Source organism: Desulforadius tongensis (assembly GCF_016907915.1).
GTDB classification, from domain to species: domain Bacteria; phylum Bacillota; class Desulfotomaculia; order Desulfotomaculales; family Desulfohalotomaculaceae; genus Desulforadius; species Desulforadius tongensis.
The window spans coordinates 55,890-78,682 of sequence record NZ_JAFBCW010000008.1 but is presented as its reverse complement, the minus strand read 5'-3'; the positions used below and the strand labels follow the sequence as shown (position 1 = coordinate 78,682).

Here is a 22,793-nt window from a genome sequence, read left to right as displayed (position 1 = left end):
AAAACACCTCACCATGTTATTTTTATATACTTTTGCCATTATAAACCCAAAAATTTTAAAATGCAACAATTTAGGATGTGTAAAATGTAAATGCTGATTAATTGAACTGCTTGTAATTTTATTTTTTTGCCGGGTGTCGTATAATAATAGGTAGTTTTTTTATAAAAAGGGGGGGGAGACTTGGAGCAGAGGCAGGAGGTCTTTCAAAGGGTAAGAAAGCACTTTACTTTAATGCTGGCCATTAAATGCTTGGGCAGCATGTTGGGACAAATAGGTCTTTGGAAAACGGGAGAAAGCACGCTGGTTCTTGTTGTTGGGTTACCTTTATTTATTTTCCTGGTGGGCAATTATTTGATTAAAATCAAATTAACGGAGGAAAGAGCGGTAAAGTTATCAAAATATATTCCCTTGTTATACTGCTTCCTGGTGTTGGCCGTGGTTGGCAATATTATGTCATTTTTGGTTAAAATTGGTTTCTTTAAAGTATAAAATAACTCATAACACCCCAGTTTAGGATGTGTAAAATGTAGATGCTGATTAATTGAACTGCTTGTAATTTTATTTTTTGCCGGGTGTCGTATAATGATAGGTAGGTTTTTTTATAAGAAGGGGGGGGAGACTTGGAGCAGAGGCAGGAGGTCTTTCAAAGGGTAAGAAAGCACTTTACTTTAATGCTGGCCATTGAATGCTTGGGCAGTATGTTGGGACAAATAGGTTTTTGGAAAGCGGGAGAAAGCACGCTGGTTCTTGTTGTTGGGTTACCTTTATTTATTTTCCTGGTGGGCAATCATTTGATTAAAACCAAATTAACGGAGGAAAGAGCGGTAAAGTTATCAAAATATATTCCCTTGTTATACTGCTTCCTGGTGTTGGTCGTGGTTGGTAATATTATGTCATTTTTGGTTAAAATTGGTTTCTTTAAAGTATAAAATAACTCATAACACCCCATACTATTACTGATTAGTTAGTATTAGCAAATGGGGTGTTTTTTATTTATGCGGTATATAAAATGGATTGTAACAGGTATTATATTAACATTGTCTTTGGCGGTTGTATCATATAATTATTATGTACAGCAGGAGTATGCTAAAGAGCTGATTAGATTTCATATTATAGCAAACAGTAATACCATTGAAGATCAAATTTTAAAGCTGCGTGTTAGGGATGCCGTGGTAACAGAAATGAAAGAAAGGTTTGCAGACATTGATAATAAAGAAGAGGCCCTTATTGTTACCAGGGAGAGCTTTGATGATATAAAAAAAATAGCTCAAGAGCAGGTGACCAAAGCGGGTAAAGACTATAAAGTGGAAGTAATGCTGGGCGATTATTTATTCCCCACCAAAACATACGGGGATATTACACTGCCGGCAGGCAGATACCGGGCGCTGCGGGTGGTGATCGGTGAAGGCAGGGGGCACAACTGGTGGTGTGTACTGTTTCCCCCGCTGTGTTTTGTTAACGGTGTAGACAAGCTGCCAGACGGTCAGCAGCCCAAGGGAGTGAAAGTGTTTGAGAAAGACGACGTCCAGTTCCGCCTGCGCTCCTTGGAAATATTTAATTAAAACTATTTAATAGCAGGGCTTAAAAATAAGAGGTTGTTGACAGCAAGTATCAACAACCTTTTTTAAATGATTAGTTATTTCTTATATTATCCTTCAACTTTTCCTTTTCCTGTTTTAAATCTTCTTGAATTTTTTTGCGAATTTGTTTTTTCAGTTCCTTAATTATTTCATCTTTCTCGGCATTTAATTGGGATTTGGAATTGGCAGCGATGTTTTGCAGTTCCTGCTTTGCCTGTTCTATTTGTTCCTGCTCGTAGGCATCCAGTTGGGTTTTAATTTCTGCTTCCAGGCTGTTCATGTACTGCTGCAGATCATTTTCTACTGCCTGGCCGGTTCCTGTTAGTGCGGATTCCTTATTAATATACTGGTTGGCTATGGATAATAACCGGTTCTTCAAAGTTTGGTAAATGTCGCCCTGGGCAAAGGCCACCGCACCAAAAGCAAGAACAAAAATGAGAGTAAATGCGATAATTTTAAATTTCAGCTTGTCCTTCAAACTTTCACCTCCTCCTCCTTTGATTGTAATAACAGGGGGTATACAGGTAAAGCTGTATATTATGGGGCTGCTGCCATAGCGGTGGAACCGGTGCCATAAAATGTTAAATAACTGGCAGATAAGGTATGTCAAGCAGGAATAAACAAAAGATATGTAGTAGATAAACGAAATAAATTGCCTTGCACCCGGCTGTTTTTCAGCCGGGTGTAAATATGGGGAAAAAATAATGTAACATTTTCCTTATTGGCAGTGTCTAATTAATGTATAGTAAAAATATTGTGGAGGGTGGCAGATGGAAGTAAAATGTCAGCAAGAGGATGGGAAATTTTCACGTTTAAGGCAGCGAGTTAAAAGGCTGCCTAGATGGTTGAAATGGACTTCGGCAGTTTTAATAGCGGTATTAGCTGTCGGTGCCATCATGTCTTCAAACGACGGCGGCACCGGTGTAATGGTAACCACGGGCAAAGTAACCAAGCGATCGATAAAACAAACCGTTATTACCAATGGCCGCCTGGAATCAGCAAGCAAACAGGAGTTTTTCACCCCGGTGGACAGCACCTTGATGGAGCTAAATGTGGAAGTGGGGGATAAGGTGAAAAAAGGAGAGGTGCTGGGGCGGTTAGACACCATGGAGTTGGGCCGCCAGTACGAGGAGGCCAAGGCTAAATTAGCTTTTAAAGAGGCCGAACTGGCCGATGCCATGGCAGAAGATGACCGGTTAAATTTGGCTGCTGCCGAGGCGGAATATGAGAAAGAAAAAAATAACCTGGAAAGAATACAGTACCTTTATCAGCAGGGAGCGGTTACCGAAGAAGAATTAGAAACGGCCAGGATGACATATGCCCGGGCTGAGGCCGCCTACCGGGAAACTAAAATAAAAGCGGAGCAAAATGCTGCGGAAAAAAGAAAGGCCTCTTTAATGGCCCAGGTGGATTTTGCCAGGCAGGAAGTAGCCCAGGCTGAAGAAAGGTTAGATTTAGCCACCTTTGTGGCCGAGGAGGACGGGGTGGTTCTTTTCGTGGGTGCCGAGAAAGGCAACCGTGTATTGGAAGGCAAGCGTATACTGGTGGTTGGCAGTGATAAAAAACTGGAAGTAACTGCCAGGGTAAACGAAATGGACGCGGGAAATTTGGCAGTGGGTCAACCGGTGGAAATAACCTGCAGTGCTCTGCCGGGTAAGAAGTTTAAAGGGGAAGTGACCCGGGTTGCCGCCGTAGCTGTATCCGGTGATAATAACGGCAGTATAAGTGTACCGGTAACCGTTAGATTACAGGGCAGCGTTGAGGGCTTAAAGCCCGGCTATACCGTGGACATGAACATTATTACCATGGAAGCAAAAGACCTGTTAACGGTGCCCTTTGAAGCGCTGGTAACTAAAAATGGTGAGCAGGTAGCCTATGTGGTTGAAAACGGTGTGGCTAAAGAGCGGAAGGTAAAGACCCAAAAGGGCAATGAATTATATGACATTGTGCTGTCGGGTTTAAAAGAAAACGATGAGGTAATTTTAAATCCACCCCCGGACTTGACTGACGGCCAAAAAGTGATGATAGGTGAGCAGTTATGATTGAGGTAAACAACTTAAGGAAGGTTTATAATACCGGTGCCGCTGCTGTGGAAGCGTTAAAGGGCATTACTTTATCTATTAAGCAGGGTGAGTTTGTGGCCATAATGGGACCGTCCGGTTCGGGCAAATCAACCCTGATGAATGTACTGGGGCTGTTAGATACCCCTACTGCCGGTTCATATCGGCTGGATAACGAAGAAGTATCCGGTCTTAGTAAAGACCGGCTGGCGGTGCTGCGGAATAAAAAACTGGGTTTTGTATTCCAAGCCTTTAACTTAATTCCCGGCCTAACTGCGGTTAAAAACGTAGAACTGCCCATGCTTTATGCCGGGCTTAAGCCGGATGAGCGCCGCAGGAAAGCAGTTGCCGCTTTAGAAAGGGTGGGCCTTGGAGAGCGTCTTAATCACCGGCCCAATGAGCTGTCCGGCGGTCAGAATCAAAGGGTGGCCATTGCCAGGGCCATAGTCAACAATCCTGCCGTAATTATGGCTGATGAGCCCACAGGTGCCCTTGATACCCGCACGGGAGAAGAAATTATGGCTATTTTTCAGCAGCTGCACCGGGAAGGAGCCACCATAGTTCTGGTGACCCACGAACCGGAAATTGCCCGGCACGCCCAGCGCATTTTGCGTTTTAAAGACGGCTTGTTGATAAGTGATGAAACGGTAGAAAATCCCATTAGTGTTGCCGGGAAAGAGGTGGTTGGGTGAATCTAAAGGAATTTATACTGGTGGCTTTAGAAGGTGTTCGCAATAATAAGCTGCGTTCATTTTTAACCACCCTGGGTATTGTTATTGGTATCGCGGCGGTGATAGCGGTCATTGCCATCGGTCAAGGTGGTCAAGCAATGATAATAAGTGAACTGGAGGCCTTTGGTTCCAATATTTTTCAGATTTACCCGGATTATAAAGAGGGAGAGTATACCAATCCCCGGGATTTTACCAAGGAAGATATCACTATAATAAAAAAACTGTCACCGGAGGTAAAATACCTGGCTCCAATGAAATTTACCCGGGGAGAAATACGCAGTGCGGTGGGTAAAAAGAATGCCCGCATAATTGCCACCACTGCAGACTACGAGCAGATAAGAAATGTGGAAATATTACGGGGAAGATTTTTTAACGCCGAAGATGATGCGGTGGGCCGGCGGGTAATTGTACTGGATGAAGAACTGGCCAATGAAATATTTGGTTCTGAAAATCCGGTGGGTCAGCGGGTGATGATTGAAGGCCGGGATCCCGCCCTGGTTATTGGAGTAATTAAAAAAAGGGAATCCCAGCTGCCCGGGATGCAGCCGGACAGGAGGGCGTATATTCCCATATCCTTCCTGGAAGGAGGCAATCAATGGCAGTATGTTCATGTACTGATCGGAAGTGCAGCCGGTAAGGATGTAGTTTATAAAGCCATGGAGCGCACTAAACTGATACTGGAACGGCGGCACAACGCCCCAGGCCACTATGCCAGTTACAGCATGGAACAGGAGATGGAAGCGGTCAATAAAGTTACCGGTATCATGAGATTGATAATAAGCTGTATTGCCGGTATTTCACTTTTAGTAGGCGGCATTGGGGTGATGAACATTATGCTGGTGTCTGTGACGGAACGCACCAGGGAAATAGGTATTCGCATGGCCTTAGGGGCCAAAAGAAAGGATATATTAATGCAGTTTTTAATAGAGGCGGTGGTGCTGTGTTCCATAGGCGGTATTACCGGCATACTGCTTGGCTATGGTGGGGCCATGATAGTATCGCATTTCTTAAAACTGCCGCCCCTGGTATCGTGGTGGACGGCCCTGGGAGCCTTTTTGTTCTCCGCGGTAATAGGAGTTTTCTTTGGTATTTACCCTGCCAACAAGGCATCAAAACTGGATCCCATAGTGGCTTTAAGAAGAGAATAAACGAGCTGGCTTTTAAACATAATCAGAGAGAAGTTTTTCTTCTCTCTGATTCCACTGCCAGGCGCCCGTACCGGCACTCTTACTTTTAACGTTCTTCAACTGCTTGAAAAACATTAAAGCTCTGCTGCGGCAAAAAACAATACCTGTCCACCAAATCGTATCCGGCATTCTTCATGGTTTCCTGAATAAACGCCTCTTCAACATGGTGTCTCATCAAGGCAATTAAATTTAGTGCCGTGCCCTTTTTATAATCGATGATGATGACCCTACCTCCCGGCTTCAAGAAACGTTTCAGAGCCTTAAAATAACGTTCCGGTGAATTTAAATGATGAAAAACATTTCTCAAGAAAATCAGGCTGCAGCTCTGTTCCGGCAGGTTCAAACCGCTTTCTCCAACCAGTACGGTTTCTACATTTGTCATTCGATTTTCTTTAGCATAATTTTCAATATAAGCTAAGAGCTTTGCATTGACATCTACAGCGTATACTTTGCCTTCCGGTCCTACCGCTTCAGCAAAGCGCATGGTGAAGTAGCCGCCGCCGGATCCGATATCCGCAATCACTGCCCCTTTTTGAAGATTAAGAGCCCCGATAATCTCATCCGCTTTAAATTTTGGATGACGAGCTCTACGATTCAGCATTTCTGCTCTATTAAACAGCATCCCAATCCCTTTTCCCTTGTTTACATTAAATCATAACGCTGCCGCCTGGATTTCCAGACAGCCGGTTAACTTACTGCTCACTGAATTTTCGCCCCGCTTTCATCCAGGGTGTAACAGGAAAGGTCACGTTTAATTTTCACCAGCGGCAGATTAAGACTTGCCGGGTTATAATCCAGCAAAAGCGGAGCAGATTCTTTCCGGCATTTTAATACTGTTTTTGTAGTAAGAGCCAATATTAACACATGGATACGGAGGTAGTCATTAACAATGACTGAACTGGGTTTGTTTCAATTCCTCATGGGTAGGCTACAAACCTGAGGTAATGAGGGTGACTGTGGCTGAAAGAAATAGTTTCAATTCCTCATAGGTAGGCTACAAACGCTCTGCAATGTCCTCACGGCTTCGCTTTACCTTTTTTGTAAGTTTCAATTCCTCATAGGTAGGCTACAAACCGACTTTTGGTTCATTGAAGCAGATAGCAGATTAAGGTTTCAATTCCTCATAGGTAGGCTACAAACGACCGGAAACGCTGAGCCTGGTGATGTTTTAAGCGGGTTTCAATTCCTCATAGGTAGGCTACAAACTTTCCACAACATGGTCTATTTCAGGCGGGAACCAGCGTTTCAATTCCTCATAGGTAGGCTACAAACAAAGAATACAGGAAGTCACTGAGATTGCTACGTACTGCGTTTCAATTCCTCATAGGTAGGCTACAAACGGCATCAACTGCACCTTCAACTGCAACATATCCCAGTTTCAATTCCTCATAGGTAGGCTACAAACTTTCCGCCCCTCAATTACCCGCAGTTTGGGCTGGTGTTTCAATTCCTCATAGGTAGGCTACAAACTGAGTACCGGGAACAACAAAAACGTGCTGAAAATGAGTAGTTTCAATTCCTCATAGGTAGGCTACAAACCTGAAAGAAAGACGGAGTGCGCTGCAATCGGTGCTGTTTCAATTCCTCATAGGTAGGCTACAAACTAAGTGCAAGCAATGTGGTGATGAACCTAAAGGAGAAGGGTTTCAATTCCTCATAGGTAGGCTACAAACGATTTATCCAGCCCGTTGCATGGCAATTGGAGTATGTTTCAATTCCTCATAGGTAGGCTACAAACTATATGACTAAAAAAGAATTTAAGTCATATCAAAGGTTTCAATTCCTCATAGGTAGGCTACAAACCTCCTTGTTACCATTATATTATCGTCATTTTTTTAGTTTCAATTCCTCATAGGTAGGCTACAAACAAAATATGCTCCTGATTTTTTAAATACTAAATTAAAAGTTTCAATTCCTCATAGGTAGGCTACAAACATTGACAAACTGAATATACAACAATACAATATAATGTTTCAATTCCTCATAGGTAGGCTACAAACATGGTAGTGTGGAAATGACAACAAAAGGCGTCCAGCGTTTCAATTCCTCATAGGTAGGCTACAAACTGAGTCTTTTTGCAATATCCACATAGATCACCGTTTAGTGTTTCAATTCCTCATAGGTAGGCTACAAACGAGCGTGTAGAAAGCGGCGATATTAAACGCCTTATGAGTTTCAATTCCTCATAGGTAGGCTACAAACTGCCCACCCCACGCTGATGAGGCAGGGCAAAATAAGTTTCAATTCCTCATAGGTAGGCTACAAACATATTGAGTAGTATCAATGGAATTCAAAAGCTGCAGTTTCAATTCCTCATAGGTAGGCTACAAACGAAGCATACCACTGCTTAAATTATACCGCTGCTGTGTGGGTTTCAATTCCTCATAGGTAGGCTACAAACCGGCAATCACCTAATCTTTTTTTATCCATTACTGTGTTTCAATTCCTCATAGGTAGGCTACAAACGATGACAAATACTGTTCAGTTAAAAGAGAAATTGAGTTTCAATTCCTCATAGGTAGGCTACAAACCCATTAAAAAGCGCTTGATACCTGTATTTTAGTTTACACGACATTAATTCCAAAAACAAGCATTTCATCTTAAATTTTTTAAAAAAACCAGTAAAATCAATACATTAGAGCTGCTGAAAAATGTCGTCGATCCCCCGGGAAAATTACACTACCGGGGGTCGACGACATTTTATAGTATATTTTCTTCTCCACCTTTTTGAACTCCAAGAACTTCACGCGAGTTGTATTTAGGACTTCTAAAAGTATAAATAACTACCGAATCTTCCTTGGTGTTAATTATCTTACTTAATTCAGCTTTTAACTTGACGAAATTTGCCTCAGAAATATTTCCTTCCAGCACTGAATTTTGCACCCAATGCAGGTAAGTTCTGCATTTTTTAAGCACCTTATTTACCCTTTTCACACCTACGTCATAAACTAAAATTATAAACATTATAGACCCCACTTTATATTATTTTACCAGTTAGCCACGAAAGGCTCATACACTTTTTCACCAATTAAATGCTTGGCCAGTTTATACAATTCTAATCTGATTAGCCTGCGGTAAGAAACCTGCCGGCCTATCTCCCGGTGTTTTATCGTTGCCTTTAATTTTTCATCCAGCTGCTGAACGAAGATTTGCTTACCTTTATCCTTCAACATTATTCCTTCCGTATTCTTATCAAAATGCTTCTTGGTAATCATTTTTTTTCGAATTAAACTAAAAATCAGCCTGTCAATTATGATGGGTTTAAATATTTCTGCTACATCCAGATTTAATGTAAAACGGCGGAAATTTGTTGCATGTAAAAAACCAATCCTTGGATCCAGGTGAGTCTTATAAATTTCACTTAATACCATGGTATACATTAAGGCATTGCCGAAACTTATCAGTGTATTCATATAGTTCCGGGGTGGGCGGCGGCTGCGTTCTTCAAACACAAAATCAGGATTCTGACATATATTGTCAAAACATTTGTAATACTGCTCCCGCATATTTCCTTCCAGCGCCATTAGCCGGCTGATGTCCTGCACTGCAGGAATGGAAGAAGCCAATTCTTCGACCCGACTCAAACCGTTCCTTAAATCGCAGCCCCGGTTGTTATAATACTTCAATACCTGCCTGATATTTTTTCCTGCCCCGGTTACAAACCGGCGTGCCAGTTCTATCCTCTTCTGCTCGTCCATATAATGTTCAGCCTGCTTTAAGATCATGTAACCGGAATTGAGGTGTTCCCTGGGATAAAAGGAACCCATATAATAGCCGTCATAATTAAAGTAATGTAAAATAATTTCTTTTACAGATATAAACTCCAGAAATTTTTTATTAAAACCAACCTCACCGAAAATCATTATTTCACCAACATTTTCAACGGGGATGTACCTCTTATTTTCTTCCGTTTCAAAATAAAGTGTGTTGCCCTTACGCTTTAGTTCCCCGCTGGAAAAGATATATATGGTTTTTTTCATTTTTTCACCCCACCTAGGCCCAGCATAACTCAGCGTAGGCACAATTTTTACAGAGATTTTTCTTTTCTGCCGGAGGAGGAACAGGAAGATATATAATTCGCAGGATATCCCGTTTAGCCTTTTCCAAATCCTCCCGCAGCCGGTCGTCCAAAATTATTTTTTCCTTGCGTTTTTCTTTGGGGAAAAGCAGTTCCCCGTAGGCCTTTATTCCGAGTGCTTCCAGTTCGCTGAGATAAAAAGCAAGCTGCATGCGGGCACTGTCTTTGTATTTGGATGATTTTTTAATTTCTGCTATTACCAGGTGGCCGTCTTGTTTTCTCACGATGTCGAACTTGCTGCTGCCCACAGTAATTTCTTTTTTGGTTTCCCGGCAATAGGCGTTTTCCCCGATAAACCTGCCCAGTTCTACATTTGGATTGTCCTGGTCCGGGACTATCTGCCGCCCCATAAACCAAACTTCCCGGTGGCAGATGTAGTAATACCATATTAATGTGCCGTTAACATGGATTTCATTTTTTTGCACTTAAATTACCTCACATTATTAAAAATAAATATAAATTAATATAAACGGTCATACGACGGTTTTAGAGATTTTTTAGAAAATAAATGCTTCTCCGGTTTCGCTGACGAATCCGGTTTCCTCATCGTAATATTCATCAATTTGTTCCGGCGGAATCCAGTACATGAAAGAATCTGCTTCACCACGATTTTTAAATTCGATAAGTTTGTTTCCCTTTAACCTTGACACCCTGACCTGAACGATATAATCGTTCATTTTTGCCTGTATCAAACGAATTAAAGCTTTGATTTCAAAAATGCTTAATCTGCTGCCGCTTTTAATAACTGGGTATTCTAAAATTTTTGATAAATGATCAGCCAGATTATGGTCAAGAGGTTCTTTTTTTAATAACTTTTCATAAGCATCGGCCAGGACAGCAGCATTGAAATCCTTTTCCACAAACACGTCGGCTGTTTCTCCGGCGTTTTCAATTAATTGAAATTCCTTTAACATTTCAAAATTAAGTTTTAGGATTCCTTCTTCCCAAAGCTCCTTTGATTGATCCGAAACACCTCTTTTTAATGCTGATGAATAATACTCATCTGCCAGGCACCCATATTGGGACTCTTCAATTGTTTCCGATTTTGTCAGCAGTTCCAATGTAGTTTTGCGGTGGGTTAATTCATAAACATAATGGTTATCCGACTCTAGCTGAACGATATAAACCGGAAGGTTTTCTCCCTTTTTTCCTTCCCTGTTAACCCGTCCGGCTGTTTGAATTAAAGAATCCAGGGGTGCCAAATCTCGAAAAGCCATATCAAAGTCCAAATCCACGCCGGCCTCAATGGTTTGGGTTGAAACAAGAATTACCGGTTTTTTCTTATCAAGCTTATCCTTTACATTTCTAATAACTTCCCTTCTCTTTAAAGGAATAATGTTTGTGGAAAGATAGTATACAGGAATGCTGCAGCTGCTAATTTCTAACAGCTCTTTTATTTTGCGATATAGTTCAATGCTGCGTTTTATTGTATTAACTACAATCAATACAGATTTTTTTCCATCCCATTTATCCTGAAATAAGGAGAGAAATTCTTCATTGTCCAATCTTTTTTCCAGCAGCGGTATAAATTTAGTTCTCTTAAGGTTGACAAAATATTTTTTGTAATCCGGAAGTAAAGGGACCTCTTTGCTTTTTATAGAGCCGGTTTCCAGCAGCAAATTACCAAATTCTAAAATTTTTGGCTGTGTTGCTGTCATTAAAATAAAGCGGGTGCCCCAAAATTCACTGATTTTTTGTAATACCGCTCCAATTAAAGGCATGTACTTTTCTGGAATTGCCTGGGCTTCATCAAGGATGACAATGCTTCCTGCCAGCTTATTAATTTTTTTCAGCAGCCGGTTATTACCGGTAAAGATAGACTGAAATAACTGAACAAAAGTGGTTAATATAACATCTCCTTCCCAGGACTCTACTTCTAAAAGAGCTTTATCAATGGGTATTTCTTCTCGGAAGGAGGCGCGTTTTGAAAAATCCCCCAGACGGTGGTGGACAACCAGCTGCAGCTTATTTTCAAAAACATGTTCGTATTCTTTTTTATTTTGCTCTATGATGTTAATAAAGGGTATGGCAGTAATTATACGGGGGGTATAATTTTCCACCTTTTTAATTCTTTCCTGCAGGCGAAGTGCACACTGTAAAGAAGAAAGGGTTTTTCCTATACCGGTGGGGGCTGTTAGTGTAAAGAAACGGGTATTTTTTATTTCTTCATCTGTTAAGTTTTCTATAACCCCCAGCATGGTGGTGCGGGCTTGTTCCCGTCGGTTCAATAATGCTGTACCGGCGTTACTTACCCGCTCGGTTCGTTTTTTACTGAGATACTTACTCACTTGTGTGGGTGAAATATTTTTCACCTTGGTAGGTTTCAACCCGCCGGAGTCCAGTTTATCTGTGTCTATCAATAGGGAAAAAAGATATATTAACAAAAAGAACCATTGTTCATCTTGTATGCGGCCGCTGTTAAGGTACTGGGGCATAAATTTAAAGTGTTTTTTATCCTTCCGTAACAAGTCTATCTTAAAATACTTTTTAAATTCATCCACTGATATTTCTTCGGATAATCCGGTATCCCGCAAAATTTTCTGCCCCTTGTCAGCAAGGTTTTTGGCAGTAAATTGTAATGATTTCCACATTTCTTCTTCCTGCGTGATTTTGAATAATCCCTCCAGACTGAGAGAACCGTGGTGCCTGCGCACACATAGGTAAATGATAAAAGCCAGCACTTTTTTATGCATGCTGCCGGGCAAATCAAGCACCCGATCCAGCAGAAAAGAATACAGGCAGCAGGCTGAAATATGGGCATGGTTTTTATATGGTGAATTTTTATTTTCGGTCAAGTATTTTTGAAAATAATCGGTATATTTACCCAGATCATGAAAATAACCCATCCAGTAAACTATTTTTTTTATGGTTGGCAGGGGAATATCTTTAAACTTGACATTTGGCGTCACCCGGTCCCTGGCCTCACCGGCCACAGAACGCAAATGTTCTTGAAGTTCCTGCTTGGTTCCTTTTTCTTTATCAAAGTGAGCCCAGTACGGCATATTGATTCCTCCCAAAAAAGGCACCGCGGTTACTTTTTTGCCCAAGTAACCACGATGCCGTAAAAACTTTACTCCATCCACATAATAAAGCTCCCGGTCTCCAGCTGTGTATATGATTTTACTTTGACAGGTACGGGATCACCATTTAAATTGATTATCATATTTCCCAGGCCCCTTTCCGTGAGCTGTCTTTGAGAATCAAATTCCAGGGGAATTTCTTCCTTAACCAGCCTGTATTCAGCAGCACCCATTTGCTCAGTTTGAATTTCAATTATTTTTTCTACGGGTATAACTGACTCTGCCGGTATATTCCCACCTTCTTTTTTATCTTCCCCCTCAGTAATTCCTCCGTTTTCCAGCCAGCCCAGGTTAAAGGCTGTGCCCAGCCCCACAGAAATACCCAGGCTTCTATAACCGGGAATACCGGAGGTGATTACCTGCTCCAGCTGCTCCATTATTTTTTTATCCCTATGGTGCACCCATATTTTATAGTCAATTATGCCGGTGCGGATATTCTGTGGGATAATAAACTCCGTAGCTGTCTGGGTGTGATGTTCGGCAGAGCCGTTTAAATCACCGGCCTTTTTTACCATCAGCAGGTTTAACTTCTGCATGCACTTTTTTACCGGGCAGCGGGAAGCCACGGCTATCCTGCACAGGTCAAGAGAAAATTTGTCATAGTAGCTGTCCCGCTCCCAACCCAAAAGACCGGCTATAATTCCCACCAGGGTGGTCCTGGGGGGGATGGAATAGGAAAGGGCAGACGAGTTTGAATAATATCTCCTGAAGTGGGCCATTTTTCCCCGGAGGTGAAAAGAGATAATTTTCATCCCTATTCCCCCGTTTAAACCGGAGCCCATAAATCCAGGGCTTCATATTCAGGCATATTAATCAGGTGTTCGGCCCGGCAGAAGGGGTGCCGCCAGCCCAGTACCTTTTCCACATATCCTTTTTTCTTCATATTTTTTAGTACAGAAGTCAACTGGTTGAAATCAACGGTTATGTCTTCTAATTTTCTAATGGGCTCAGTATATTCAACTTTCAAAAACCGCCTCAAATCTCCCAGGTAGCCGTCAAATTCCGGGCTGTAGACAACCTCTAAATAAAACAGCGGATCCTGTCCCTGTTTGCTGTCTGTCTGGTTGCTCATTAATCCCTGCACCAGGGATTTGCGGAATAAATCCCGGTCTTCCTCGGTCATCCCGGTTAATCTGGCACTGTACTTATTCATTGTTCCGTAATGGGCAACCAGGGCATAATACAGCTTGTGCTTTTTGCCGAAGGTGGAGTTGTCATCATTCATAATAGAGGTTATGGTATTGGACTTCACCAATTCAACGGGATGCAGGGAGTAGCCCCATGAAATTTGCACCGGACCGGTAAAAGTACGGCTTACCCCTTCAACAGCCATGGCGCTGCCGAAAAGACGAATATCAATTAGTGAACGTTTAATAATTTCGGTTAAAAATAGATTGTTGAATTCTATAAAATCCTTGTTCTTTTTTAATTTTTTTGATTTTTCCAGGTAAATATCTTTAAAATTACCTTCGTTTTTTGCAAACAGCGCCTGCCATTTTTCTGCCAAGTGCGGATTTTCAGAGAACAAAAGCTGCATTTTTTCGCTGTCTTTCAACCAGGAATCCCTGACGTGTTCAAACATTTTTTCCATCGGAACCTTTTTATCAGCCAGGGTATCTACAAAAATAGAAAAACCCTTATTTTTCAGAAAATCCCGCACATCCCTTTTCCTTCTTCCGTCGCTGACCAGCACCGTAGATGTTTCGTAATCCATACGGGGTTTGTTTTCCTGGTCGGGATCCCCGTTGCAGTTGGTCATAGCGGCCTGAAAACCAAAAAGAAAGTCGCTGTTTTGCTTTATTATTGGCAAATTAATCACCCTCCCTAAAATAAGTATTATTTATTCTGATTTTGAATCATCAACACTGTCTGCCAGAACCATTTCTTCATCCGCTGTGATATCCGGTGTTTTATTTCCCACCTGGTAAGCGTAACCGGACATTATATAGAACACGTTTTCCCTTTCGCTAAGCGGCCAGGGGGCCTGCAGGCTGCCATAATAATTATGGAAACGATTGATTACAGCTTCGGTAAATAAAGTAAATTTGTTGTACTGCCGCAGCTTTTCCAGCACATCCTGGTATAACCAATATACCTCTTTGTCCTTCATTCCTTGAAACTGTATTTTTTTTAAGATGGGTTTAGTCTTATGTTCTTTTTGATACTGGGCGATGGCTACACGATTTATCAAAACACCTAAATAGAATAAAGCCCTTGCCGCATTACTGAATTCTTGATCATTCAGAAACTTTTCCATTTCTTCTACAGATGTATTAATCTTTTCAGAAACGGTATCAATTTTCCGCAACTTTTTCTCCCCCTTTCTCATGCTGCGGCAGCCCGGATGTTCAAGAATATTCAGCTGCCGTATGGTCCGGAACAGAACCAGGTAGCTCATGATTATTTTTTTGATAAAGAAGTCTTCTCTGCCGCCGGCGTATGACAGCAGCCCCATGTTCGTGTAATTATCCGGCTTGGCTTTGCTTAACTGGCGCATCCCCTTGTCTAAGGCTTCAGCGGCATAGTTGAATAAAGTCTGGCTGTTTACCCGCTCACCTGCTAAAATTGCTTTGTACAGGGACAGAACCCGGCCGATATCCAGCTGCTGCCCCTTTTTGTTGGTTTGTACCGGTATAATACCGTAAATACGGCCCAAAGAAAGTTCTTTTAAATGGGGTTTTAATGCAGAAACATTAGCGGCCAGCATTTTTATAATTTTTTCGAAACGAAGCACGGGAACATCTTCAATGGTTTCTAATACCGTTATTGAATTCCCGTCTGTGCGGTAAACGATAAAATTTAAGGTATAAAACTTTACATCATCGAATTCAACGGCACTTTTGATACCCTCCAGCCATTCCTCCGCACTGCTGCTTTTAAAAGCCAGGTCAACATTTTGTTTTAACTTATACATAAAGTTATAATCAAAGGTGTTAAACAGGCCTTCGGGAATAATGAAAACATCTTCGCCCGCCATTTTCCCCCGGAATCGTTCCGAAATAACCTTTTCTCCGTTTAATAGTTTTTGATAGCAATCACTGCACATGGAATAAACATTGTCATAATTATAATTTTGTAAATACGGTGAAGTATTGATGGTGGTGGTAGTAAAAATCTTGTTAATTCCTGTCCGGCTGAATTTAACGGAATAATTACTGGAAACACGTTCCTTTTTATTGCCGCAAACGTAGCAAACTCGCTTCATATTCTTTTTTTCATTTTTTTCTCCTTCACCCAGGTTATTTGCCTGTTTGACCAGTTCTAAATACTCAGGGTGAGTAGAAAGAATTATTTCCCGCCCGTCTTCCATGTGCACCACAGGTATGATTAACACATAGCGGTTCTTTTTATTGTTATCCTGCAGAAAAAGGCGGATAAATGCCTCATAATTACATTTGCTCCCGTCTACCTTAAGTTCCTTTTTATCCAATTCCACTGTGGTTACAGCTTTTTCTTTTAGGATGGATAATTTTTCTAAGTTAACCTTTCCCTCGCCTTTTTTGGAGCCCAGAGAAATTAAATTACATGCTTCCATTTTTTCTAATATTGCCGCCAGTTCTCCGCCCTGCAGATTATATTTACCCAATGTTAACGCTAGGTCGTTCCAGACGGAAGACAATAGATAATGCAGCGATTTGGTTTCCCGGACAAGATAATATTGGGAAGAAGCTGCTGAATTGTTGCCCAAATAATAGTAGCGTTCGGCAGAACCTTCTGTAAGCGGCTGGTACAGATTAAAATCGATTTCCCTATTCCTTAAATCAAAGATCATAGAGATGATGTAGGCAGTTTCTGTTTCCTTTACCTTACTTATTTTTTTAATCAGTGAACTGAATAAATTATGATTTTTAGTTTTAACAGAACCGCCTATAAAGGAAGTCAGCTGGGGTAAGTTCACTAAAACACCTCCTATCTCAATATCTTTTAGCTCTTTGTAAAATTAAACTTTTAAGAAATATCGAAGCAGGAACATCAGTTTTTGCTTACATTAAATTTTTGAATAATTGCTAAAAATCCTTCCGAAATTTTTAAAAAATACGCAAAATTTCCCGGTAGAAGAAAATATGTTATTATTTATTAATGTGAGTTAGAGCAGAAAATAATGGTAGTAAATATTGGGGGTAGCAATTTTGTCTGCAGAAAAAACGTTACATTCGTCTACTATGCGCACCAAGGTATTGGTTCTTCTTTCCGCCGGTCACCTGGTAACTGATCTGGCGGCGGGGGCGCTGCCTGTGCTGCTGCCGGTAATACAGGCGGCCTTGAATTTGTCTTATGGTGCTGCCGGTGCGGTATCCCTTATTTTTAACGTCAGCTCTTCGGTTCTCCAGCCGCTGCTGGGACACTGGAGCGACAAGGTAAAAAGCCGCTGGCTGCTTCCCACCGGCTGCATTTTATCTATGACCGGGTTGGCCTTAGCAGGTATCGTTTCTTCTTACTGGTTTATACTGGCAGTGGTTTTTATGAGCGGTTTGGGATCAGCAGCCTATCACCCGGAAGCATCTAAAGTAAGCCGGTTGGCCAGCGGCCGGCGCCGTACCACCGGAATGTCGATTTTCATAGTGGGAGGGGCGCTGGGTGCAGCTTTAGGTTCAATGGGCATGGCGCAGCTGCTGTTAAAATTTGACCGCTTTGCCAGCATATATTTTCTTGTACCCGGTTTGATTATGGCGGTACTGTTTTTTATTTTTAACCGCAGGTTACCTGATGAGCCCCGGGCGGCGGTACGTAATAATGCTGAAGCGGCAGTTAAGGTGCCGCAGAGGGTTTTAATACCTTTAACGGTATTGATAGCGGTAATTATAATGCGTTCCTGGGTTCAAGCGGGGCTGACATACTTTATGCCCCTGTACTGGGTTAATTATTTGGGTAAAAGCCCTGATTATGTCAGTTTTCTGGTGGTTTCGTTTATGCTGGCCGGTGCCGTGGGTACTGTAATCGGTGGGCCGCTGGCAGATCGTTTTGGCAGAAAAAGCACCCTGGTGGCATCCACCGCTTTGCTTGTGCCGCTGCTGCTGCTGTTAAAGTTTAGTTCCGGGATATGGTCGATGATTATATTGTTTATTACCGGGATGGTTATAGTTTCTACCATGCCCATCACGGTGGTTATGGGACAGGAACTGCTGCCGCACAGGATTGGTGTAGCTTCCGGCCTGATGACTGGTTTTGCCATCGGCATGGGCGGTATTGGTGTAACACTGCTGGGAACCATTGCCGATCATTTTGGTGCGCCCAGCGCCTTGTGGGTGATGACTTTACTGCCGATAGCAGCGTTTTTATTGAGCTTGTTTTTGCCCCAAGATAACCCTGTAAAAAACCCGTGGTGATAATTTTTAAATCCGCTTGTCGTGCAGGAGACATTTTTTCGAGCTGTCACATGTTACAATTATCACATACCGTAGAAGAAGAAAATGTAAAACCCGGGATGCCTATTGCTTTGGGAATGAATGCTTAAATTGATATACATGCTCTAAAATTTTTAATGCTGCGTTTGTACGGGCAGCTTTTTAGCTGGGGAGGTGAAGACAGTGGCGGAAAATAATATTGTGATATTGGGAGCGGGTTACGGGGGAATTCGTGTTGCCAAACAGCTTTCTACCATTTTAAGTGAAGGTGAAGACTATAAAATTATATTAGTCGATAAGCACGATTACCATACATTAATGACCCAACTGTACGAACCTGCCGCCGGTGCCACTGAGTTAAATGATGCCATGGTGCCGTTAAGAGAGATAATTGACGGGCTTAATGTTAAATTTATCAAGGGAACGGTTGAGAATATTGACTTAAGAAATAAAGTGGTAGCATTAAACAGCGGCGATATAAAGATTCCTTTTAAATATTTAGTCAATGCCCTGGGCAGCGAACCGGAATACTTTAATATTGAGGGATTAAAAGAAAACAGCATCAGTTTGAGCAGTTTGAAAAATGCTGCCAAAATTAGGTGCCGGGTGGAAAAAATATTGGAGCAGGCAGCCTGCCTGCCGCCGGAAGAACGTGAAATTACCTTTGTAGTGGGCGGGGGCGGTTTAACCGGGGTGGAATTTGCCGGCGAACTGGCTTTTCAATTACAGAGGGAAAGAGATAGATATCAAATTGAGAAACACCATTATAAAATTATACTGGTGGAAGGAAGTAAAAATTTACTTCCGGGGATGTCCCCGGCGGTTTACCGGTATGCTCAGAAGACCCTGGAAGACCTGGGAGTAGAAGTAATAACAGGGGATTTAATTCAAAAAGCCACCCCGGAAACAATTTACCTGGCATCGGGACGGGAAATAAATTATACCGCCTTTATTTGGGCAGGCGGTATCAGGGGCAGCGGGGTTGCTTCTAAATCCGGGCTGAAAACGGACAGCCGGGGCCGGGTGCTGGTTAACCAGTTTCTGCAGTATGTAGATGATCCCTATGTATACGCGCTGGGGGACGGCGCCCTGGTCAAGGATCCTAAAACCGGTCAACCGGTAATAGCCACTGCCCAGGCAGCCATGCAGCAGGGAAATGTGGTGGCCCGCAATATTTATGCCGATATTATAGGGATAAAGAAAAAGGTATACCGTCCATCTTTAATATTTTTACTTATACACATCGGCCGTCACCAGGCGGTGGGTGAACCGGTGAATAAAATGAAAAAACTAAAATTAAAAGGTTTTTATGCGGCGTGGATCAAAAACCTCATTCCCTTAAAATACAGTCTTAGGCTGGGCGGGTTTAGAATGCTGTTTCGCAGGCTGTTTCCAAATAAAAATGTAAAATATGAGCTTTATAAGTGTAATAATTATAAATAACCGGTGGTGACTGACCCCGGTTATTCTTTTACCTGCCCGGTGGGATAAATTTTCTTTATTTTATGTGGTTTTAAAATAAAGGATATTGGCATTAATTACAGAATTATTCAGTAAATGACATTAAATAACAGACATTGAAGGTAGGTTTTAAAAATGACTGAAAAATTGCTCAGCCAGAAAGAAATAGACGAGCTGTTTGCCCGTTTTGACAAGCAGCCCATTCAGGAAGAAGCAACAGACCTTTTAACCATGCAGGAGCTGGATACCATCAGCGAAATTGGTAATATTTCCATGGGCAGTGCTGCCACCACCCTTTCCCAGCTGTTAAACCACCGGGTAAATATCGGTTATCCCAAAACAATTGTCTGTAATCAGGATGAGGTTTTTAAAAGCTTTCTAACCCCGTATTTGATTATAGAAGTGCGGTTTAAAAAGGGGCTTAACGGCTTTAATGTGCTGGTAATTAGTGAACAGGAAGTGGCGGCAATTGCGGATATTATGATGGGTGGAACAGGGGATGTAAAAAGCCCGGTTAAAATTGGCGAAATGGAGATGAGTGCCACCACAGAAGCTATGAACCAGATGATTGGTGCTTCTGCCACTGCCATGTCCGAACTATTTGGCATAGAAATAGATATTTCACCCCCCAAGGCCACCATGGTTAAAGACCTGGCTAATGCCAACCATAAGCCGTTACCCACAGACAAGCCGGTGGTGGTGGCACGTTTTGAAATTACCATCGGCAGCTTAATAAAAACAACCTTTATGCAGATTACTAACGTGGATGCTGCCCGGGAACAGGCCCATTTTTTGATGATGCAGGCAGGAATATTGGATGCGGTGGTAGATGATATTGACAATGATTCAGAACCTGCTGACAGGCCGGAATTACCCGCTTCGGCACCGGCATCTGCATCTCAGCTGCCGAACCTGGGAGGAGTTTTATCTGTGCCGGTGGAAATAGTTTATTCCCTTGGCAGCAGCCGGTCTACGGTGGAAGAACTGGCAAAACTTCAGGTGGGTGACCAGCTGGAACTGCCCTTTCCTTCAAGACAGGTGGAACTGCTGGTGGGTGGTATGCCGGTGGCTAAAGGGGAAGTGCAGGAAGACGGCAAAAATACGCGTATAAAAATAGTGCAGATTTATCAATCTGGGCTGCCAATATTAAACTCCGGCAGCTAAAGTATTAAAAAAGCGTTTGGCTGAAAAGCCGGGCGCTTTTAAATTGCGGTAATGCAAAATAAAAGGTGTTGCATTGCTAAAAAATTATAATTATATTATCTAATGGAAGAGCGGTAACAATTTTAATAAATTAACAGGGGGGTTGAAGAGTGAGCGGTACTAGCGGTGAAACCAAGGAATTTCAGGCGGAGGTTAAGCAGCTGCTGGATATTGTAATCAATTCCCTGTACACCGATCGGGAGATTTTTCTGCGGGAGTTAATATCCAATGCTGCCGATGCCCTGGAAAAAATACGCTATTTAAAGCTTGCCGGCAGTGAAGTTTGGGATAAGGATTTACCCCTGGAAATATCTATAAATGTGGATGAACAAGCACACACCTTGAGCATTTCCGATACCGGTATCGGTATGACCGGGGATGAGTTGGTACAGAATTTGGGAACCATTGCCCACTCCGGGTCAAAGGTTTTCCTTAAGCATTTAGCAGAAAGTGATAGTAAAGATGTTAATTTAATTGGCCAGTTTGGGGTAGGCTTTTATTCTGCCTTTATGGTGGCGGAAAAAGTTACGCTGTTAACCCGCTCATATAAACCGGAAGCCCAGGGATGCAGGTGGACTTCGGAGGGTACGGGCAGTTATACCATTAGTGAAGAAGAGGGCTTAAGCCGGGGAACGAAAATTATCCTGCATTTAAAGGATAACGCCCGGGAATTTGCCAAGCCCGATACTGTGAAAAGAATAATTAAACAGTATTCAAGTTTTGTGCCTTTCCCCATCCTGGTTAACGGGGAAAAAGTAAATACCATTCAGGCAATTTGGACTAAGAACAAGAACGAAGTTACAGAAGAAGAATACAAAGAGTTTTACAAATACATAAGCAATGCCTATGATGAGCCGTTATTCCGGCTGCATTTTTCAGCGGATGCACCCCTGTCCATTAACGCCCTTTTATTTGTACCCAATGATAATTTTGAACGGTTCGGCTTTGGACGCCTGGAGCCGGGGGTAAACCTGTACTGCAAAAAGGTATTGATTCAGCAGCAATCCGAGCATATACTGCCCCAGTGGCTGCGTTTTGTAAAGGGTGTGGTGGATAGTGAAGAACTGCCGTTAAATATATCCCGGGAGAATATGCAGGACAGTGTGCTGGTATCCAAGCTGCGCCGGGTTATCACCAAGCGTTTTCTCAGGTTTCTCAATGAACAGGCCGAGAAAGAACCGGAAAAATACCATCAGTTTTGGGAAAGGTTCAGCATGTTTATTAAAGAGGGTGCGGCGTCAGATTTTACTCACCGGGATGAGCTGGTGAAGCTGCTGCGCTTTGAATCCAGCAAATCTGAACCGGGCAAGTTGATTTCCTTAAAAGAATATGTGGGGCGGATGAAGGAAGGACAACAGGCCATTTACTACATTAATGGTCCCAGCAGGGAAGCCATTGAAGCCGGCCCGTATTTAGAAGTGTTCCGCAGCCGGGATATAGAGGTAATTTATACCCGCGAAGCGGTGGATGACTATATATTAACCCAATTGGGCGAGTATGAAGGCAAAAAGTTAGTATCTGCAGACCAAGAAAACCTGGATCTGACCGGCGATGATGGGGGTAAGGAAAAAGGATTACCTGAAGATGAAGTAAAAGAACTGTTGGAATGGATGAAGAAAACACTGGGAGAAAAAGTCAGTACGGTGCGTGAATCCAAACGCCTGGTGGACAGCCCGGCCATTATATTGAGCCCAGGTTATACGACCAACAGCATGGAGCGGATGATGCAGCTGGTGAATAAAGATGGGCACAAAATTGCACCTAAAACGATGGAAATTAACACTAAGCACTCCATTATCCAAAAGCTAAACGCTTTAATTAAAAAAGATGAAACCTTGGCCCAAATAGCTGCAGAGCAGATATATGATAACGCTCTGATATCAGCCGGGTTAATTGTGGATCCCAGGGACATGGTGGACCGCATGTACCAGATTTTAGAAAAAGCCATGGAGAGTTAAAAATTTGCTGTTCATTTTAAGACCACCTTTTATTAAATTATAAAAGGTGGTCTTAATTACGTTACCGGCCAAAGTTTTGCTTCTGCCGGTGAATGCGGTTTTATTTATCG

Annotated in this window: 19 protein-coding genes and 1 CRISPR repeat array; of the genes, 10 read left to right on the top strand and 9 right to left on the bottom strand. The window is 42.3% G+C overall.

The window, feature by feature from the left end:
- Positions 1-180: 180 nt before the first annotated feature.
- The 3 genes from JOC37_RS04730 to spoIIR all read left to right on the top strand — a co-directional run bounded on the left by JOC37_RS04730 (position 181) and on the right by spoIIR (position 1,562).
- Complete coding sequence (locus JOC37_RS04730; protein WP_204616665.1) at positions 181-489, top strand: hypothetical protein; 309 nt, start codon at positions 181-183, stop codon at positions 487-489.
- 131 nt (positions 490-620) lie between these two features.
- A complete protein-coding gene (locus tag JOC37_RS04725) occupies positions 621-929 on the top strand; it encodes a hypothetical protein (protein WP_204616664.1) in 309 nt (102 codons plus the stop codon).
- Positions 930-995: 66 nt separating this feature from the next.
- A complete protein-coding gene (gene spoIIR / locus JOC37_RS04720; RefSeq protein ID WP_204616662.1) occupies positions 996-1,562 on the top strand; it encodes a stage II sporulation protein R in 567 nt (188 codons plus the stop codon).
- Positions 1,563-1,632: 70 nt separating this feature from the next.
- Here the strand turns inward: spoIIR and JOC37_RS04715 are convergent, their stop codons facing one another.
- On the bottom strand, positions 1,633-2,058 hold the full coding sequence (locus JOC37_RS04715; RefSeq protein WP_204616656.1) for an ATP synthase subunit B family protein: 426 nt from the start codon (positions 2,056-2,058) through the stop codon (positions 1,633-1,635).
- A gap of 292 nt (positions 2,059-2,350) precedes the next feature.
- On the opposite strand from JOC37_RS04715, the gene JOC37_RS04710 reads away from it, so the two are divergent.
- From JOC37_RS04710 to JOC37_RS04700, 3 genes are read left to right on the top strand one after another with little or no spacing between them, the layout of a single operon-like run.
- Entirely contained in the window at positions 2,351-3,622 is a 1,272-nt protein-coding gene (locus JOC37_RS04710; RefSeq protein ID WP_204616654.1) for an efflux RND transporter periplasmic adaptor subunit, read from the top strand.
- Positions 3,619-4,332, top strand: a complete 714-nt coding sequence (locus JOC37_RS04705; protein ID WP_204616652.1) for an ABC transporter ATP-binding protein — start codon at positions 3,619-3,621, stop codon at positions 4,330-4,332. Before JOC37_RS04710 ends, JOC37_RS04705 begins: the two co-directional genes overlap by 4 nt.
- A complete protein-coding gene (locus JOC37_RS04700; protein WP_204616650.1) occupies positions 4,329-5,519 on the top strand; it encodes an ABC transporter permease in 1,191 nt (396 codons plus the stop codon). The genes JOC37_RS04705 and JOC37_RS04700 overlap by 4 nt, the downstream gene beginning before the upstream one ends.
- An 85-nt stretch (positions 5,520-5,604) precedes the next feature.
- Here JOC37_RS04700 and JOC37_RS04695 read toward each other — a convergent pair whose 3' ends face one another.
- The 8 genes from JOC37_RS04695 to JOC37_RS04660 form a co-directional block, all read right to left on the bottom strand.
- Positions 5,605-6,180 carry a class I SAM-dependent methyltransferase gene (locus JOC37_RS04695; protein WP_204616648.1) on the bottom strand — a complete coding sequence of 192 codons (576 nt, stop codon included), beginning with the start codon at positions 6,178-6,180 and terminating at the stop codon, positions 5,605-5,607.
- Positions 6,181-6,464: 284 nt separating this feature from the next.
- A CRISPR array of direct repeats spans positions 6,465-8,089; the repeat unit is 30 nt; unit sequence GTTTCAATTCCTCATAGGTAGGCTACAAAC.
- Between the two features lie 169 nt (positions 8,090-8,258).
- Positions 8,259-8,522, bottom strand: coding sequence for a CRISPR-associated endonuclease Cas2 (gene cas2, locus JOC37_RS04690; protein ID WP_204616646.1), 264 nt, complete (start codon positions 8,520-8,522; stop codon positions 8,259-8,261).
- Positions 8,523-8,545: 23 nt separating this feature from the next.
- The gene (cas1b, locus tag JOC37_RS04685) at positions 8,546-9,538 is read right to left on the bottom strand and encodes a type I-B CRISPR-associated endonuclease Cas1b (protein ID WP_204616639.1); all 993 of its coding nucleotides are present in this window, start codon (positions 9,536-9,538) and stop codon (positions 8,546-8,548) included.
- A 13-nt stretch (positions 9,539-9,551) separates the two neighbouring features.
- Entirely contained in the window at positions 9,552-10,061 is a 510-nt protein-coding gene (cas4, locus tag JOC37_RS04680; protein ID WP_204616637.1) for a CRISPR-associated protein Cas4, read from the bottom strand.
- A gap of 72 nt (positions 10,062-10,133) precedes the next feature.
- Positions 10,134-12,638 carry a CRISPR-associated helicase Cas3' gene (gene cas3 / locus JOC37_RS04675; protein ID WP_204616634.1) on the bottom strand — a complete coding sequence of 835 codons (2,505 nt, stop codon included), beginning with the start codon at positions 12,636-12,638 and terminating at the stop codon, positions 10,134-10,136.
- A gap of 68 nt (positions 12,639-12,706) precedes the next feature.
- Positions 12,707-13,468, bottom strand: a complete 762-nt coding sequence (gene cas5 / locus JOC37_RS04670; RefSeq protein WP_204616633.1) for a CRISPR-associated protein Cas5 — start codon at positions 13,466-13,468, stop codon at positions 12,707-12,709.
- Positions 13,469-13,482: 14 nt separating this feature from the next.
- Positions 13,483-14,526 (bottom strand): CRISPR-associated protein, encoded by a 1,044-nt coding sequence (locus JOC37_RS04665; RefSeq protein WP_204616632.1) that lies wholly within the window; start codon positions 14,524-14,526, stop codon positions 13,483-13,485.
- 30 nt (positions 14,527-14,556) lie between these two features.
- Positions 14,557-16,614: a TM1802 family CRISPR-associated protein gene (locus tag JOC37_RS04660; protein ID WP_204616631.1), complete on the bottom strand. Its 2,058-nt coding sequence runs from the start codon at positions 16,612-16,614 to the stop codon at positions 14,557-14,559.
- A 232-nt stretch (positions 16,615-16,846) separates the two neighbouring features.
- On the opposite strand from JOC37_RS04660, the gene JOC37_RS04655 reads away from it, so the two are divergent.
- The 4 genes from JOC37_RS04655 to htpG all read left to right on the top strand — a co-directional run bounded on the left by JOC37_RS04655 (position 16,847) and on the right by htpG (position 22,683).
- Positions 16,847-18,043 (top strand): MFS transporter, encoded by a 1,197-nt coding sequence (locus JOC37_RS04655; RefSeq protein ID WP_204616630.1) that lies wholly within the window; start codon positions 16,847-16,849, stop codon positions 18,041-18,043.
- A 201-nt stretch (positions 18,044-18,244) separates the two neighbouring features.
- On the top strand, positions 18,245-19,504 hold the full coding sequence (locus tag JOC37_RS04650; protein WP_204616629.1) for an FAD-dependent oxidoreductase: 1,260 nt from the start codon (positions 18,245-18,247) through the stop codon (positions 19,502-19,504).
- A 153-nt stretch (positions 19,505-19,657) separates the two neighbouring features.
- On the top strand, positions 19,658-20,686 hold the full coding sequence (gene fliY, locus JOC37_RS04645) for a flagellar motor switch phosphatase FliY (RefSeq protein WP_204616628.1): 1,029 nt from the start codon (positions 19,658-19,660) through the stop codon (positions 20,684-20,686).
- 149 nt (positions 20,687-20,835) lie between these two features.
- Positions 20,836-22,683 carry a molecular chaperone HtpG gene (gene htpG / locus JOC37_RS04640; RefSeq protein ID WP_204616626.1) on the top strand — a complete coding sequence of 616 codons (1,848 nt, stop codon included), beginning with the start codon at positions 20,836-20,838 and terminating at the stop codon, positions 22,681-22,683.
- Positions 22,684-22,793: the final 110 nt, after the last annotated feature.

What these genes read in the sequence shown, in the direction of transcription:
- spoIIR (WP_204616662.1), top strand. Translation starts at nt 996, where the DNA reads ATGCGGTATATAAAATGGATTGTAACAGGTATTATATTAACATTGTCT.
- cas5 (WP_204616633.1), bottom strand. Translation starts at nt 13,468, where the DNA reads ATGAAAATTATCTCTTTTCACCTCCGGGGAAAAATGGCCCACTTCAGG.
- cas2 (WP_204616646.1), bottom strand. Translation starts at nt 8,522, where the DNA reads ATGTTTATAATTTTAGTTTATGACGTAGGTGTGAAAAGGGTAAATAAG.
- JOC37_RS04695 (WP_204616648.1), bottom strand. Translation starts at nt 6,180, where the DNA reads ATGCTGTTTAATAGAGCAGAAATGCTGAATCGTAGAGCTCGTCATCCA.
- JOC37_RS04705 (WP_204616652.1), top strand. Translation starts at nt 3,619, where the DNA reads ATGATTGAGGTAAACAACTTAAGGAAGGTTTATAATACCGGTGCCGCT.
- JOC37_RS04710 (WP_204616654.1), top strand. Translation starts at nt 2,351, where the DNA reads ATGGAAGTAAAATGTCAGCAAGAGGATGGGAAATTTTCACGTTTAAGG.
- cas1b (WP_204616639.1), bottom strand. Translation starts at nt 9,538, where the DNA reads ATGAAAAAAACCATATATATCTTTTCCAGCGGGGAACTAAAGCGTAAG.
- cas3 (WP_204616634.1), bottom strand. Translation starts at nt 12,638, where the DNA reads ATGCCGTACTGGGCTCACTTTGATAAAGAAAAAGGAACCAAGCAGGAA.
- fliY (WP_204616628.1), top strand. Translation starts at nt 19,658, where the DNA reads ATGACTGAAAAATTGCTCAGCCAGAAAGAAATAGACGAGCTGTTTGCC.